The sequence below is a fragment of the Kocuria sp. CPCC 204721 genome (assembly GCF_040980945.1).
Lineage (GTDB): Bacteria > Actinomycetota > Actinomycetes > Actinomycetales > Micrococcaceae > Kocuria > Kocuria marina.
Window position 1 is genome coordinate 241,694 of the sequence record NZ_JAVKPO010000001.1, and the last position, 16,179, is coordinate 257,872.

Annotated in this window: 12 protein-coding genes; 3 read left to right on the plus strand and 9 right to left on the minus strand. The window is 68.1% G+C overall.

Going from position 1 to position 16,179, the window contains the following annotated elements:
- Position 1 precedes the first annotated feature (1 nt).
- Positions 2 to 931 (minus strand): tRNA glutamyl-Q(34) synthetase GluQRS, encoded by a 930-nt coding sequence (gene gluQRS, locus RF637_RS01140; RefSeq protein ID WP_368843938.1) that lies wholly within the window; start codon positions 929 to 931, stop codon positions 2 to 4.
- Positions 932 to 1,060: 129 nt separating this feature from the next.
- Between gluQRS and RF637_RS01145 the strand changes: the two genes are divergently transcribed.
- Positions 1,061 to 1,876: an MBL fold metallo-hydrolase gene (locus tag RF637_RS01145; protein WP_035965106.1), complete on the plus strand. Its 816-nt coding sequence runs from the start codon at positions 1,061 to 1,063 to the stop codon at positions 1,874 to 1,876.
- Between the two features lie 57 nt (positions 1,877 to 1,933).
- Here the strand turns inward: RF637_RS01145 and RF637_RS01150 are convergent, their stop codons facing one another.
- Complete coding sequence (locus RF637_RS01150; RefSeq protein ID WP_368843939.1) at positions 1,934 to 3,139, minus strand: phosphatase PAP2 family protein; 1,206 nt, start codon at positions 3,137 to 3,139, stop codon at positions 1,934 to 1,936.
- A 439-nt stretch (positions 3,140 to 3,578) separates the two neighbouring features.
- On the opposite strand from RF637_RS01150, the gene RF637_RS01155 reads away from it, so the two are divergent.
- A complete protein-coding gene (locus RF637_RS01155) occupies positions 3,579 to 5,459 on the plus strand; it encodes an FAD-dependent monooxygenase (protein ID WP_368843940.1) in 1,881 nt (626 codons plus the stop codon).
- Positions 5,460 to 5,482: 23 nt separating this feature from the next.
- On the opposite strand, the gene RF637_RS01160 is transcribed toward RF637_RS01155, so the two are convergent.
- From RF637_RS01160 to RF637_RS01170, 3 genes are all read right to left on the minus strand, one after another.
- Positions 5,483 to 6,874, minus strand: a complete 1,392-nt coding sequence (locus RF637_RS01160; protein ID WP_368843941.1) for a hypothetical protein — start codon at positions 6,872 to 6,874, stop codon at positions 5,483 to 5,485.
- A 135-nt stretch (positions 6,875 to 7,009) separates the two neighbouring features.
- Positions 7,010 to 8,212 carry an acyl-CoA dehydrogenase family protein gene (locus RF637_RS01165; protein WP_085106248.1) on the minus strand — a complete coding sequence of 401 codons (1,203 nt, stop codon included), beginning with the start codon at positions 8,210 to 8,212 and terminating at the stop codon, positions 7,010 to 7,012.
- A 72-nt stretch (positions 8,213 to 8,284) separates the two neighbouring features.
- The gene (locus RF637_RS01170) at positions 8,285 to 9,559 is read right to left on the minus strand and encodes a CaiB/BaiF CoA transferase family protein (protein ID WP_368843942.1); all 1,275 of its coding nucleotides are present in this window, start codon (positions 9,557 to 9,559) and stop codon (positions 8,285 to 8,287) included.
- 122 nt (positions 9,560 to 9,681) lie between these two features.
- On the opposite strand from RF637_RS01170, the gene RF637_RS01175 reads away from it, so the two are divergent.
- A complete protein-coding gene (locus RF637_RS01175; protein WP_064846670.1) occupies positions 9,682 to 10,605 on the plus strand; it encodes a LysR family transcriptional regulator in 924 nt (307 codons plus the stop codon).
- 6 nt (positions 10,606 to 10,611) lie between these two features.
- On the opposite strand, the gene RF637_RS01180 is transcribed toward RF637_RS01175, so the two are convergent.
- Genes RF637_RS01180 through RF637_RS01195 form a run of 4 tightly spaced genes read right to left on the minus strand, consistent with a single transcriptional unit; the run spans position 10,612 to position 15,741 of the window.
- Positions 10,612 to 11,487, minus strand: a complete 876-nt coding sequence (locus RF637_RS01180; RefSeq protein WP_085106251.1) for a 3-hydroxyacyl-CoA dehydrogenase family protein — start codon at positions 11,485 to 11,487, stop codon at positions 10,612 to 10,614.
- A complete protein-coding gene (locus RF637_RS01185) occupies positions 11,484 to 12,290 on the minus strand; it encodes an enoyl-CoA hydratase/isomerase family protein (RefSeq protein WP_064846671.1) in 807 nt (268 codons plus the stop codon). The genes RF637_RS01180 and RF637_RS01185 overlap by 4 nt, the downstream gene beginning before the upstream one ends.
- Positions 12,287 to 14,536, minus strand: a complete 2,250-nt coding sequence (locus tag RF637_RS01190; protein WP_368843943.1) for a TRAP transporter permease — start codon at positions 14,534 to 14,536, stop codon at positions 12,287 to 12,289. Before RF637_RS01190 ends, RF637_RS01185 begins: the two co-directional genes overlap by 4 nt.
- Positions 14,533 to 15,741, minus strand: a complete 1,209-nt coding sequence (locus RF637_RS01195; protein ID WP_368843944.1) for a TAXI family TRAP transporter solute-binding subunit — start codon at positions 15,739 to 15,741, stop codon at positions 14,533 to 14,535. The genes RF637_RS01190 and RF637_RS01195 overlap by 4 nt, the downstream gene beginning before the upstream one ends.
- Between the last annotated feature and the right edge of the window lie 438 nt (positions 15,742 to 16,179).

Consider the following 16,179-nt stretch of genomic DNA (forward strand, 5'->3'; position numbering starts at 1 on the left):
CCTACGGACGCGTCACCGGCCACGGTGTGAAGGTCGCGGGTTCGCGCCGCCATGAGCTCGGGTCCCAGGAGTCCAGCACGTCCGCGGTGGTGCGCACGGGGTGGATGATCCCCAGAGAGCCGGCGAGCCACGCGAGCACGTCCTGCGCCGTGTACCCGATGTCCTCGAGCTCCCCGAGCGTGACGGCGCCGTCCCGCTTGGCGAGCCGCGCCCCGGCGGGACCGAGCACCAGCGGCACGTGGGCGTACTCGGGCACCCGGTGCCCCAGCAGCCCCGCGAGATACGCCTGTCGCGGAGCGGACGGCAACAAGTCGTCCCCGCGCACCACCTGGTCCACACCCTGTTCGGCGTCGTCCACGACCACGGCCAGGTTGTACGCCGGCGTCCCGTCGTTGCGCACGAGCACCATGTCGTCCACGGCTCCCGTGTACTCGCCCACGAAGTGGTCGTGCACCGTGAACTCCCGCGTCTGCGCCCTCAGCCGGATGGCGGGGGGTCGCTGGGTACGACGTCGCGCGCGCTCGGTCGCACTCAGGTTCCGGCACGTGCCGGGGTACGCGCCCGGGATGCCGTGGGGAGCGGAGGCCGCCGCGTGGATCTCCTTGCGCGTGCAGAAGCACTCGTACGTGAGGCCCGCCTCGGTGAGGTCCTGTACGCGGTCCAGGAATCGGGGAATGCGTTCGGACTGGTAGTCCACGGGGCCGTCCCAGTCGAGGCCGATCGCCCGCAGATCCGCCACGTTGCGCTGTGCTGCCCCTTTCTTGACCCGGTCCAGGTCCTCCACGCGCAACAGGAAGCGGCGCCCCGTGGCCCGCGCGAATCCCCACGCGGCCAGGGCCGTGCGCAGGTTTCCCAGGTGCAGGTCCCCCGACGGCGACGGCGCGAAGCGGCCCGCCGGGGTCACGGGGGTGTCGGGGTTGGTCGAAAACACGCGGCACACAGTAGCACCGCCCCGCCGTGGGTTCCCGTCGCGCGGGGCGGCCGGAGCGGCGTCGTGCCCCATGCCCGGTGGCTTGCGGCGATACGTAGAGGGTGCGGGGTTGCCGATAGAGTGAGCCCCATGGCACGCACCCAGGAGTTGCGCCCCGGCGTCTATGTGATCGGCACCGAGAACTGGAGGTTGAACTCCGGTCTGGTGCTGGGCACTCAGCGCGCCCTGGTGATCGACACGGGTGCGGGGCCTCGCCAGGGCCGGGAGATCCTGACCGCGGTGCGTGAGCTCACGGAGCTACCGCTCACCGTGGTGAACACGCACGCGCACTACGACCACTACATGGGTAACGCGGTGTTCACGCGCGCCGGGGCCACCGAGTTCTGGGCGCACAAGGCGTGCGCGGCCGCGATGGCGGAGGTCGGCGAATACCAGCGCAGTTTCGTGAGCACGCAGGAACCCGAGATGGGTGAGGGCCAGGGCATGGACACCCAGCTCGTTATGCCCACCAACACTCTTCCGGGGGACGGTCGCAGGCCTTCCCTGACCCGGATCGACCTGGGGGAACGCCCCGTCACCCTGTTCTTCCTGGGCCCCGGTCATACGGACAACGACGTGTGCGTGGGCGTGGACGACGTCGTCTTCTGCGGTGATCTCGTGGAGGAGGGGGCGGACCCCAACTTCGAGGACGCCTACCCCCAGCGCTGGGTGGAGTCCTTGCGCGCGCTCGCGACTCTGGAACGCTACCGGGTGTTCGTGCCGGGCCACGGCTCGCCCGTGACCGGCAACTTCGTGTCCCAGCAGGCGGACACCATGGAGCTGGCCATCCGGCGCGCGCGGGACGTGGGCCTCTCCGGTGAGGGCCCGTCCACCGCCTCGATGTACCGCTTGCCGTACCAGGCCGGCGTGGCCAGGGTTTTCCTGGACCGATTGGCGGCGATCTAGCCGGTCGTCACTCCCGGACGTCCGATAGCAGTTGCGTTCGTTGTCACCGGGTCGCCGTCACCGGGTCGTGTCGCGCACTCGCCGCGCCACGAGCGACCACCCCAGGGCCGCGGCCGCCGCGATGCCCACGTACCCCGCCGTGAGCGTGACCCGCCCGGCGAGCGTGCCCGCCACGGTCGGGGAGGGCCACCAGATTGCTGCCGCGAGCAATGCCGCGGCCACCACGGTCAGGGTGATCGCGGTGCCCAGCCGGGGTCGCGCGGGGAATTGCGGGCGGTACACGGGCGCTCCGTAGGGAGCGGGCTGCGACCACGTCGGCCGGGGCTGCTGGTGCCCGTACTGCGCGTGCGGGTACCCCTGCTGAGCCTGCGGGTACGATGCCGCCCGCTCCTGCTCACCACGCTGCTGTTCCGCGAACTGCCGCTCGGCGCGCTCGTGGGCCGGCGGAAGAAAGGCACTCTCGCCCCGGTCCTCGCTCCATTCGATGTCCTGGCGTCTACGCGAACGGTTCTTCCGGAACTGCCGGTAGAACTGGAGCGATGCCGCTCCGGGGCGGGCGTCGGTACGGGAGAGAGCGGCGTCGACGGCGCGTGCCACGAGGGTTGCCACGACGCCCCACCCGCCCACGATGAGCAGCGCGGCCGCGGCGTCCGTGGGACGGTGCCAACCGTTGAGGATGGTGAGCATGCCAGTGACCGCCGCTATCAGGGCTCCCCAGCGCCCCGCCCTGGCCCGCAGGTGGGGAGGCGCCACGAGCAGCACGGCCATGAGCGCGGAGGCCGCCGCGGTCGTGTGACCGGACGGGAACGAGTTGGACGCGATCTGCTGGATCCCCCAATCGGGTTTGTCGAGCACCCCGTGCTTGAGGAACTGGGTGGTCACGTTCGCAGCGAACGCCGCCCCCGCGGCACATACGGCGGCCGTCCAACGGCGGTAGCGCACGGCCCACACGAGCGCGAGGACACCGGCGGCCACCGCCCCGAGCTCCGGGACGTACTGCGCGAGGACGAGGGCCGCGCCGGGGAAGTAGACATTGCGGTCGGCCTTGGCCTGGGCCAGGGCGACCTCGTCGAGTGCCTGACCCGTGACCGTGTGCAGACTGCCGTACGCGATGAGCATGACCAGACTCCACAGCACCGCGAGCGCCAGGAAGGCACCGACCACGGTCCGGGTGGTCACCGAGCGGGCGGAGGTCCCGGCCGGTGGGCCGGCGAACTGCGGGTAGGAGGCCTCGGGGCCGCGGGGGGAGGGGGCGTGGGACACGGAAGACTTACCTCACCGATAGAAGGACAGGTGGGCCCACCCGGGTGTGGCGGGCCCGTCCCCATGGTGACACGTTCCGCCCGGACGGTGCTGTGAGTTCCGGGGTGGGCCGCCCGGGCCGGGAGCGCCACCAGGGTGGTCCTCAGTGAGCGAACGAGTTCTGGGGCGACATCCGGACCTAGCGTGCTCATTGGGGCGAGTTCCGAAGGCGAGATCTGCCAGATATCAAAAGCGTTCGGTAACTAATCAATATGGATTTCGTCCGAATGGTCGAATTGCGTAGTCCTACCCTTACGACAACGCCAATTTTATGCTAACCGATCCAGTTTTTGAGGCGGATGTTGTCTGTAGCGGCTGAACTGCTTGTGAGTTACCGAGTGAGATCCATATCGTGTGAGACAAAACACAGAATGTCATTCCATTCCTCCAAGGAGATATCATGCAGTTTCATGTAGATGGCTATCAAACCGGTGATCCCATGACTATGCCCGCTCAGGGCTCGGGGGTGGATCGTCCCGCCGAGTTGCCCGACACCATGGACGTGCTGATCGTGGGGTGCGGTCCCGCCGGGTCGATCACCGCAGCACAGCTGTCCCGGTTCCCGGAGGTCAACACCAGGTTGATCGAACGCCGGGGACACCGATTGCCGTTGGCCAATGCGGATGGCGTGCACTCCCGGACCATGGAGACGTTCCAGGCGTTCGGCTTCGCCCACGAGATCTACGAGGAAGCGCACACCATCACGGACATGGCGTTCTGGAAGCCTGATCCCCAGGACCCGGAACGTATCATCCGCGAGATGAGCACCCGCGAATTGCCGGAAGAATTCAGCGAATGGCCCATGATGCTGATCACCCAGGTGCGCATCATCGATCATTTCAATCGGTTCATGAAGAACGCGCCCACTCGGATGGAACCGGATTACGGCTACGAATTCGTGGACATGGAAGTCGCCCCCGAGGAAGAGAACCGCGAATACCCGATCACGGTGACCCTGCGCCGCACGGCCGGACCCGACGAGGGCCAAGAGCTTCAGGTGCGTACCAAGTATGTGGTGGGGGCGGACGGCGCTCGGAGCAATGTGCGCAAGTCCCTGGGGTATCGACTGCATGGCAAGCAGGCCAACCATGCGTGGGGCGTGATGGACATCTACGCGGACACCAACTTCCCGGACGTTCGCAAGAAGTGCACCATCAAGTCCTCGACCGGTCGCACCATCCTGCTCATCCCGCGCGAGGGCGGGTTCCTCTTCCGGCTCTACGTGGATCTGGGTGAAGTGGCGGAGGGTGATCGCTCCGTGCGTGAGACTCCACTCGAGGACGTGATCGCCACTGCGCAGCAGATCATGAGCCCGTACAAGCTGGATGTGAAGAACGTGGTGTGGCACTCGATCTACGAGGTGGGTCACCGCGTTTCCGACCATTTCGATGACCGCGCCTCGGAGAAGACCTCCAGCCAGGACCCCCGCGTGTTCATCACCGGGGATGCGTGCCACACGCACTCGGCCAAGGCGGGGCAGGGTATGAACGTGTCCATGCAGGACGGGTTTAACCTGGGGTGGAAACTGGGCCACGTGCTCTCCGGAAACAGCCCCGTGGAACTGCTGCGCACCTACGCGGAGGAGCGCAAGGACATCGCCCATCGTCTGATCGAGTTCGACAAGGCATGGTCCACCCTCATGGCGCAGCCGAGTGACCAGTTCGAGAACCCCAACGAACTGGAGGATTTCTACACGAAGAACGCCGAGTTCAACGCGGGCTACCTCACCAAGTACGAGCCATCGATGATCACGGCGGACACCAAGCACCAGGAACTCGCTGAGGGATACCCGCTCGGTAGGCGTTTCAAGTCCGCCATGGCGGGCCGTGTGTGCGATCTGGTGCCCATGCACATCGGGCACGATCACTTCGCGGACGGTCGGTGGCGTGTCTACGTTTTCGCTGACGACGCAGCTCCGGGAGTTTCCCAGACCCTCCAGGATTGGGCCCACTGGGCTGAAGGATCGCTGTCGCCCGATCTGTTCGACACCAAGTTGATCCACCGCCAGCGGCACACCGAATTCGATGTCTCGGACGTGCCGGAGGCGTTCAAGCCCAAAACCGGCACGTTCCGACTGACGGACATGGAGAAGGTGTTTGGCACATTGGAGGGACACGACATCTTCGAAGAGCGCGGTATTAGCGCGGACGGTGCGGTGGTAGTGGTCCGCCCCGAACAGTACGTGGCCGGCATCTTCCCGCTGGGGGACACGGCGGAGATCGAGGAGTTCCTCTCAGGCGTATTTCCTTCGGTGCGCTCCGCGGCAATGATCACCGTCTGAGTCCCAGCCGCACCAGCGTTTCTTCACGCGCTGACCGGCTGACACTGGCGCCTCGGACCTCTCGATCCGGGGCGCCAGTGCATCAGGCTGACCCAGGCGACCACCCACAACGCGGATCCTCGTTCGTGTCGTTCCGGGGCGTCGTCGTACTCGCCCAGGACACGATCGAGCCAGAAACGTCCTTCGCTGAGGTAACCGTCCGACACCCAGTGGTGACGCAACGCCACCGCCAGGCGTGCAGCAGCGTTGATCTCACCGGGGGTGGCTACGGACCACTGCAATGCCGCCATGGAATTGGGGCGTTCCGTGCGAGCGCGCAGGATGAACTCCCCCTGGCGCGGAGTAGACCACTGTTCGACCATGGTTTCCGCCCGGCGAAGAAAGCAATCCCGGTGACGACGGCGCAGCTCAGTGGCCGCGCCGTCGTTCAGCCGGTCGGCGCCGTATTCACGCACGGTCATGAGCTGGCGGTAGCGCACTGCCTCCCCGTTGCGTTCGGTGAGCAGGATGGACTTGGCCACGAGGCGATCCAACAAGTCCAGAACGAGATCCGGGACGAGACCATCGAAACTGCAGATCTCCTCGGCGGCTTCCAGATCGAAACTGCTGGGGAAGACTGACAGCCGTTGCCACAGCACCTGCTCCTCCGGGGTGCAGAGCTCGTAACTCCAGTCGATCAACGCTTGGAGTGTCCGGTGCCGGGGCTGAGCAGTGCGAGACCCGCGGCTCAACAATCGGAAGCGCTGGTCCAGGCGATCGAGCAACTGGGTCACGGACATGCTCTGCAACCGCGCAACGGCGAATTCGATGGCCAGTGGCATGCCGTCGAGGCGCGTGCACAACTCGATCACGGCCCTCTGGTTCTCGGGAGTGATCGCGAAGTCACCCACCACGTTCCGTGCACGGTCCACGAACAAGGCAATCGATTCGAAGCGTTCAAGGTCCTGAACCGCATGGTCGTCCTCCACGGAGGGTGTCGCCAAGGGAGGCACGGGATAGATCGCCTCGCCGGCCATGCTCAGGGGCTCACGGCTGGTGGTGAGGATCCTCACCCCCGGGGCCGTGGCCAGGACACGGTCCACCAACTCCCCGGCCCCGGACAGCACGTGTTCACAGTTGTCGAGGAACAGCAACAACTCCTTGTCCTGCAGGTAGTCCGTCACTCGTTCCAGCGCCCCGCGATTCGACTGGTCTTGAATGGCCAGGGCGGAGGCGACTATCGGGCTGATGGGGGCACCGGGGTTGAGGGATCCCAGATCCACCATCCACGCACCGTCGCGAAAATGGGCCTGCAAGCGCTGACCGACTTCCATCCCCAGGCGGGTTTTGCCCACGCCTCCGGGACCCGTGAGGGTCGTCAACCGCGAGCGGGACACCGTGGCCCGCGCTTCCTTCAGTTCCCTGCGACGTCCCACGAATGAGGTCGAAGCGGTACTGCTCGTCGCAAAGGACTGACTACCTACGCGGTTGACCATGCCCATCATCTTCTCGCGGCGAGGCCCGGAACAGAACTCACGAACCCTTACGGCGTACCCACCAGCCCGGACCCGTCAGCTGCGCGTGCGCGTGAAGGACGAGATCCGGGTGATCTCCCGGCCCACGATGAGCGCCTGCATCGAGTCGGTGCCCTCGTACGTGGAGACCACTTCCATGTCGGTGAGGTGACGGCCGATGTGGTACTCCAGCAACAGCCCGTTGCCGCCCAGCATGTCCCGGGCGGTGCGGCACATGGCCAGGGCTTTGCGGGAAGTGGTCATCTTGACCATGGAGGCCATGGCGTCCGTGAGTTGGTCGCGCTCCTGCAACTGCGCCATGCGGGTGCACAGCAGCTGCATGGAGGTCAGGTCCGAGAGCATGGTGGCCAGCCGCTCCTGCACCAGCTGGTAGCTGGCGATCGGCATCCCGAACTGTTCGCGCTCCAGGGCGTAGTTCGCGGCGATCTCGAACGCCGCCATGCCGTGCCCCACGGCCTCCCACGAGGCACCGCCGCGGGTGGCCTTGAGCACCTTGTTGACGTCCTTGAAGCTGTGGCAGTTCTCCAGCCGGTTCTCCTCGGGGATCCGCAGGTCCTCGATCACGATGTCCGCCTGGTTGATGGCGCGCTTGCCGATCTTGCCGTCGATCACGGTGGGGAGGTAGCCCTGCGGGTACTCGCCGTCCTCCTGTTTCTCCACCACGAAGCATTTGACCTGTCCGTCCGCCTCGTCCCGGGCATAGAGCACGATCACGTCCGCGGCGTGGCCGTTGCCGATCCACCGCTTGTGCCCGTTGAGCACCCAGTGGTCCCCGTCCCGGCGCGCGGAGGTCTCCAGGGACACCGAGTCCGAGCCGTGGGTGGGCTCGGTGAGCGCGAACGCACCGGTCGTCTCGATCTTCGCCATGGTGGGCAGCCACCGCTGGCGCTGCTCCTCATTGCCCAGCATGTAGATGCTGCCCATGCACAGGTTGGAGTGCACGCCGAAGAACGTGTTCACGGAGCCGTCGATCCGGCCCATCTCACGGGCCACCAGCCCGGCGGCCTGGCGGGAGAGTCCGGGGCAGCCGTAGCCCTCGATGAACGTTCCCACGACCCCCAGGTCGGCGAGGCCCTTGAACGCGGGGAGGGGGTGCTCGCCGCGCTCCCAGAACGCGTTGATCGCGGGCAGCACGTGCTCCTGACCGTAGGCGCGCACGCGGTCGCGCAGGGCGATCTCCTCGGCGGAGAGTTCCTGGTCCAGCAGGAAGAAGTCGGGGTTCTCGAGCAGTTCGCTCATCACGGGTCCTTTCGGTGGCCGGGAGGCGGGGCTCCGCCTCGCTGCGGCGCGAGATTCTGGTGTGGGGAGGGGCTACGCGCGGTTCGGGGCCGCGCCCGGGGAACCGGCGGCGCCGTCGTGCGCGGCGGCGGGCACTGCACCGACGGCCGCGCGGTCCGGTGCGGGGGCGTCGTCGTGGGCGGCGCGACGGGAACGCAGCCAGGCCATGACATCGGTGCCGTCCGCACCGAGGGCGGGCGGGGCCTTGTCGTAGCGCACCGGGGTGCGACTGAAGGTCACGGGGTTCTTGATCAGGGGCACGGCCTCGTCGCCCTCGCCCACCTGCACCACGGGGTCCAGGCCCAGGGAGGCCGCGTACTCCACGCCCTCGGGGATGGTGAGGATGGGGGCGCACGGCAGGCCCTCCGCCTGCAACCGGGACGCCCACACCTCGGCGGTGTCCGAGGACAGCGCCTTGTTGAGCAGCGGGCGCAGCTCCTCACGGTGTTGGTTGCGGTTCTCCACGGTGTCGAAGCGCGGGTCCTCCGCGAGCTCGGGCAGGCCCAGCACCGTGACGAAACGCCGGAACTGGGGGTTGTTGCCCACCGTGATGATGAGGTCCTTGTCCGCGGTGGGGAACGGTCCGTACGGGAACAGACTGGGGTGGTCGTTGCCCATGCGCTGGGGGTCGTTGCCGCACGCCGCGTAGCCCGTGGTCTGGTTGACCAGGGAGGACAGCGCGCAGGAGAGCAGATCCAGGTGGATGTGTTGGCCCCTGCCGGAGACGTCCCGCTCGTGCAGGGCGCCCAGGATGGCCACTGCGGCGTGCAGCCCGGTGAGGACGTCGAACATCGCCACGCCCGCCCGCTGGGGTGGGCCGTCCGCGGAGCCGGTCACGGACATGAAGCCCGAGACGCCCTGGACCAGCAGGTCGTAGCCCGGCAGGTGTGCGCCGCGGTCCGTGCCGAATCCGGTGATGCTCGTGTGGATGAGCCCGGGCCACCGCTCGGCCACGGCTTCGGGATCCAACCCGTAGCGGGCCAGCCCGCCGGGCTTGAAGTTCTCTATGAACACGTCCGCGGCGTCGATGATCTCGTAGGCGGTCTCCAGGTCCGCCGGATCGCGCAGGTCCAGCACGATGGAGTGCTTGTTGCGGTTCACGGAGAGGTAGTAGGTGCCCACCCCGTCCCGGCTAGGCGGCTTGTACCCGCGGGTGTCGTCCCCGGTGGGGCTCTCCACCTTGACCACGGTGGCGCCCATGTCCGCGAGCAGCATGGTGCAGTAAGGCCCCGCGAGCACGCGGGAGAAGTCCGCGACGACCACTCCGCTGAGCGGCCCGGAGGTCGCAGGATCCTGGGTGAGGGACATGAACGCTCCACTGGGACGGGGAATGTGTTTCATCCCACACAATCACCGTCATTAGGTTCTGTCCAATACAAGAAGAGCGATGGACTGATGCGCGTGTGGCAACAATCGCGTAGGCTCCGCCCATGGAAGTCCACGAAGCCAAGGCGTTCCTGGCGGTTGCCGAGGAACTGCACTTCGGGCGCGCCGCCGCCAACCTGCGGATCGCGCAACCACCCCTGAGCCGGCTCATCAAGAGCATCGAGAAGTCCCTGGGTGCTCAGCTGTTCGAGCGCAGCACTCGGCAGGTCTCGCTCACCCCGGCCGGGGCGGCCCTCCTGGAGCCCGCGCGCGAGCTGGTAGCGGCCTCGGAACAGGCCCGCACCGCGGTGGCCAAGTCCATGACCGGAGAGACCGGGCGCGTGCGCCTCGGGTTCGCGGGAGCGTCCATCAACCGGCAGGTGGGGGAGCTGGCCCGCCACGTGCGCACCCACCGCCCCGGGGTACACCTGGAGCTGCACGGCTCGCAGTTCTCCCACACCGCCATGCAGAAGGTGCTGGGCGGCTCCCTGGACGTGGCCATCGGGCGGTGGGACTTCATCCCCTCGGAGCTGCGCTCGTCCGTGCTGGGCCACGAGGAGGTCATGGTGGTGCTGCCCAGCAACCACCCGCTGGCGGACGCGCCCCGGGTGGAGATGTCACAGCTGGCCGAGGAGTCCTGGGTGATCCTGCCCTCGGGTCCGGGGGCCGCACTGCAGAACCGGCTGACCTCCCTCGCCACAGCAGCGGGCTTCGTGCCACGCGTGGCCCAGGTGGCGCCGGACTCGTGGACCCTGGTGGTGCTCGTGGCCGCCCAGATCGGCTGCGCCCTGAGCCTCGACACCGTGCGGGACAACGTCGCCTCGGACGGCGTGGTGTTCCGGCCCCTCGCCCAGCCGCAGCGCCCCCTGGACGTGCAGCTCATGTGGCGCGCGGCGGACCCCAACCCCGCGCTGTGTGCCGTGGTGCGCCTGGCCCAGAACCTCTACGGGGACCCCCGCGGCCAGGCCGCAGAGGTCCCCGGAACCTAGCGGGTCCTACTCGTAGTCGTACCAGCCGTGGCCGGTCTTTCGGCCGTAGTCACCGGCCTCGTACTTCGCCTTGATGGACTCGGCCGGCAGGGACGCGGGGTCACCGGTCTGCTCGTACTCGGCCAGCCGGATCAGGTAGACCACGTCGATGCCCACCATGTCCATGAGCTCGAAGGGGCCCATGGGGTGGTTCAGGGCGGTCTTGGCGGCCACGTCGATGTCCTTGTAGTCCGCCACCCCGTCCTCGTAGAGCTTCAGCGCCTCCGTGCGCAGGGCGCCGAGCAGGCGGTTGGCCACGAAGCCCGGAACCTCCTTCTTGAGCTCCACGGGGGCCTTGCCGATCGAGCGGGCCAGCTCCATGGCGGTCTCCACGGTCTCACGGGAGGTGCCCTCGTGGGGGACCACCTCCACGCACTTCATCACCAGCGCGGGGTTGAAGAAGTGCACGTTGCACACCTTCTCCGGGCGGTGGGTGGCGTCCGCCACACGCGAGGACACGATGTTCGAGGAGTTGGTGGCCAGGATGGTGTGCTCGGGGCACACCGCGTCCAGCTCCGCGAAGACCTGACGCTTGATGGTCAGGTCCTCCACGGCGGCCTCGATCACGAAGTCCGCCTGCGCGGCGCACGCGTCCCGGTCCGTGGAGAACGTCAGGCGCCCGAACGCGGCGTCCACGTCCTGCTGGGTGCGCCGGCCCTTGCTGACGTCACGGTCCATGCGGGAGTGCAGCTGCTCGGAGGCCTTGTCCACGGCCTCCTGCTTGATGTCCACCACGTCCGTGTCGTACCCGGCGAGGGCGCAGACCATGGCGATCTGGGAGCCCATGGCCCCGGCACCGATCACGGTGATGTGCTGGATCTCCTTCAGGGGGTTCTCGCTCACTTGCTCACGTCCTTCTGTGCTGCACTGTGGAAATCGGGGGTCCGCTTCTCCAGGAACGCAGTGGTTCCCTCGGCCTTCTCGGCGCTGCTGTAGAGCACGGACTGGGCCAGGCGTTCCAACAGGATCCCGGTCTGGTGGTCCACGTCGAAGCCGTGGCGGATCACGGTCTTGGCCAGCTGGATGGCCAGCGGGCCCTTGGCCATGATGGCCTGCGCCGTCTCGCGGGCGGTAACCAGCAGCTCGTCCGGCTCCACCACCTCGGTCACCAGCCCCATGTCCAGGGCCTCGTCCGCCTTCACACGTCGCCCGGTGAGCACGATCTCGGTGGCCCGGCCGAGGCCCACGAGCTTGGCCAGGCGCTGCGTGCCGCCCGCGGCGGGCATGATGCCCAGCCCGGTCTCGGGCAGCGCGAACTGCGCATTCGTGGAGGCCACGCGGATGTCGCATGCCAGGGCGAGCTCGTGGCCGCCGCCGAACGCGTAGCCGTTCACCGCTGCAATGGTGGGCTTGGGGAACTGCTCCACCTTCTCGTACACACCCTGCATGGTGGCCTTCAGCCCGTCCTTGGGCGTGCGTACGGCGAGCTCGTTGATGTCCGCGCCCGCCACGAACGCCTTGTCCCCGGCGCCGGTGAAGATCAGCACCTGCACGTCATCGTTCTCGGCCAGCTGCGAGAGGGTCTCGGTGATGGCTCGCAGCACGGTCGCATTGATCGCGTTGCGCACCTCCGGCCGGTTCACGGTGACCAGGGCGATCCCGTCCGTGACGTCCACGGTCAGGACGTCGGTGTTCTCTGCGCTCATGATGCGTTCTCCTTCGTGTTCTCGTGCGGGGGGTGCGCACCCGCGGGGGCACCGCCGGTGCCGTGCGCGCCGTGCGTGCCGCGGGCGGCGTCGGGAACCTCGGCTCCCTCCGGCACCCGGGTGATCTGCCCGGTCTCGGGGTCGACGACGGCGCGCGGCCGGCGCAGGCGCGCGAGCACCGCGGCCGCGACCACCAGCGCCAGACCGATGAGCGTGACCGGGGCCCCAGGCAAGAACATCATGAATCCGCCCACCGCGAGAACCACCCGCAGATACAGGGGCAGCTGGCGTTCCACGAACGTGAGCCAGCCGCCCATGGCCGCGGCGATCGCGTAGACCGCCACGAGGCTGGAGAGGAAAGCCAGCCCGATGTGCACGGGCTCGCCCTGGGCCACCAGTGCGGGGTTGAGCGCGAAGCCGAACGGCACCACGTACTTCACGGCGCCGAGCTTCATCGCGGAGAAGCACGTGGCCATGGGCGAGGCCTTGGAGATGCCGGCCGCCGCGAAGGCCGCGAGCCCCACGGGCGGGGTGATGTAGGAGACCGACGCCCAGTAGATGACGAACAGGTGTGCGGCGATCGGGTCCACGCCCAGGGCCGTGACGGCCGGGACCATCACGATGGCCAGGAACACGTACGCGGCGGAGATCGTCAGGCCCATGCCCAGGATGAAGCACACCACGGCGCCGGCGATCAGGATGAGCACCACGTTGTCGCCCACCAGGGCCACCAGGTCGCGGGACAGGGACAGGGCCACGCCCGTGGCGGTCAGCCCACCCAGGATCAGGCCCACGCCCGCGATGATGCCCACGATCTGCGCCAGCGTCTTGCCCACGTCCACGCCCATGTCCACCCACTGGCGGGGGCCGAACGTGACGCTGGGCTTGACCAGGGCGATCAGCAGCAGGATGGCCACCACCCAGTACGGCACCCGGGCCTCGGAGTCCGTGGTGAACAGCAGCGCCGTGAGCACGGCCAGGGCGCCGAGGTAGGGCCAGCCCATGGCCAGGGCGTGGCGGGCGCGCGGCAGCAGGTTCTTGGGCGTGCCGCGCAGGCCACGCTGGGCGGCGTAGCCGTCGATCTGCAGGAAGATGCCCAGGTAGTAGAGGATCGCGGGGATGGTGGCCGCCACCAGGATGGACGTGTACGGCACGCCCACGAAGGAGACCATCAGGAACGCCGCGGTGCCCATGATGGGCGGGGTGATGGAGCCGCCGGAGGATGCGGTGGCCTCCACGGCCCCGGCCACCCGGGCGCTGAACCCGGAGCGCTTCATGGCCGGGATGGTCATGGGCCCCGTGGTCAGCACGTTGGACACCGCCGAGCCGCTCATCATGCCCATGGCCGCGGAGCTCGCCACGGCCACCTTGGCGGAGCCGCCGCGGTAGCGGCCGAACACGGCCATGGACAGCTCGTGGAAGAAGTCCGCACCGCCGGTGTGCTGCAGCACCACGCCGAACAGCAGGAAGCCCACCAGGATGGTGCCCGCGGTCTGCAGGGGCAGGCCCAGTACGCTGTCCACGCCCATGGTGTGCACCTGGGCCAGGGTGGGCAGGTCGTAGGAGATGCCCTGCAGGAAGGACAGCGGGATGATCCCCGCGAACAGCGGGTACACGGAGAACAGGAACGCGATCACGAGCACCACCAGACCGGCGGCCCGGCGCAGGGTCTCCAGGATCAGGGCCCAGAACACGAAGCTCAGCACGGTGGCCAGGGTGGGGGCCATGTACTGCCAGCCGTACTCCTGGATCTCAATGCCATGCACCGCGAAGTACGCGCTGGTGCCCACCACGGCCAGCAGCAGCAGGACGTCGTACCACGGCACGCCCCGCCGCTGCCGAGCCGCGGCCCCGGGGGCGTGCTTGCGGATGGGCGTCACGATGAACACGATCGGCACGAACACCGCGATCAGCAGGTACAGGAACGAGTTGGTGGGGATGGTCACCCCGCCCACGTTCCAGAAGAACACCTGGTTCATGGTCAACAGCACGCCCACCACGGTCAGCACGATCACCAGGCTGCGCCAGAACGGCGTCAGTCGGGGGCTCGCGTCGTGCAGGGAGACGTCCGAGGGCATGGTGGGCTGGGCGGCGTCGTCGCCCCCGTGCGGGTGCGTGGCGGTGATCTCAGCGCCGGTGCGGGGGTCGATGGCCGGCCCGGGGGTGGTGATGGGGCCGACGGTGCCAGCGGGAGCCGAGGCACTGGCGGGGCCGGCGGCGTCGCCGGTCTGGTACGGGGTGCTCATGCGTGGCCTCCGGAGGGTGCGGTGGTGGACGAGGCGCCGGGCAAGGTGCCGGGGGTGTCCGGGAGCTCGGGAAGGTTGGCCTTCTTCCAGTCCACCCACTCCTTGCGCGCGGACTTGGGGTCCTCACGGTCCTTGTGGTCCTGCCAGAACGCGGGCCAGGCCTCGTGCATGCGGCGCTCGCGCTCCAGCAGGGCGTCCTGGCGGGTCTGCAGGTCCTTGCTCCAGCGGCCCTTGCGGGTGAGGAACTCCACCATGGCGTCGTGGAACGGGATCACCAGGGGCGTGAGCTGGATCTGCTCCGTGCCGAAGCGGTGGGCGTCCGGGGTGGTGTCCTTGTAGTCCGGGTAGTAGCGGTCCATGTCCGCGACCAGTGCGGCGACCTCGTCCGCGGGGCGGTCCGCGCGGGCGACCACCGGGATGGTGTACTGCATGTTCACCGCCGTCTCCCCCTTGGCCAGGCCCGCACCCTTGGAGAACTCGCCGGGTTTGACCATCGGCGCCAGCTCCTTCCACGTGGAGTACTGGGAGGGCGTGCCGCCGCCCAGGCCCAGCCAGCGGATGGGGTACTGGGAGGCCAGCTCGGAGACGTTGGCGCCCACCACGTTCTGGTAGAGGGTGTCGATCTGACCGGTCTTCAGCGCCTCGATCTGGCCGCTGTAGGTGACGTCCACCATCTGGACGTCCTTGCCGGTGAGGCCGCCGTAGTTGAGGATCGCCTCCATCTTGCGGTTGATGGACGTGCTCGCGATCAGCTTGGGGAACTTGCGGCCCTTGAGGTCCGCCACGGTCTCGATGCCACTGTCCTTGCGCACCAGCACCCCGTAGTTGCCCGGGGGAGTCCACACGAGGCGCAGCGCCTGCGGGCCCCACTGCTCGGAGCAGTACTCGTCATTGCCCTCGAACGCGTAGTAGTACTCGTCCCCGGTGCGCGAGTACTGGGCCGTGCCGTTGATCAGCGGGGCCAGGCGCCCGATGCCGGTGTCCGAGGTCATCAACCGGATCTGCCGTCCCGTGCGCTGGGTCAGGGTGTTCGCGACCGCCGCGAGGTCGTTGTACGTCCCGGTGCCCACGCCGTAGGTGGACCACACCAGCTGATGCGTGCGGTCGGTCGCGCGCGGGCCTCCCGCGCAGGCCGACAGGCCCCCGATCACGGGCAACGACGCCGCTGCGGCTAGCAACGATCGTCGGCTGAGGGTTCGTGTCATGGTGCCTCCACGGGAGTGATGCGATGGACCCACCGGCCCAACGCCGCCGCAGGGTGCGCGGGGGCCGGTTCGGCCGGTGGGTACATTCATACCGTCAATTGCGTGACCCACGACACTTTCCGGTCGATTGATGCCTAACCAGTATCGCCGAGGGTCAGGTGGGGCAATGCGTCACGGTGACGGCGGCGGGTCCCTGCCAGTCCTCGAACTCTGGAGCACGTTTGGGCCAACGTGCGCATTTTGAGGCACGTTCTGGCCAGCCCCCGGACTGTGAGGCACGTTGAAGCCACGAACAGCGGGTATTCCTGGCCTCGACGCGCCTGAAAGTGCACCCGGTGGCTCGAGAGTGCCTCAAATGTCAGGCAGTGGGCGGGGTGTCGCTCTCGCGACGTCGCATCGCGGCCAGGTGGACACGCAGGTCCGCGAGGAGACGACGCC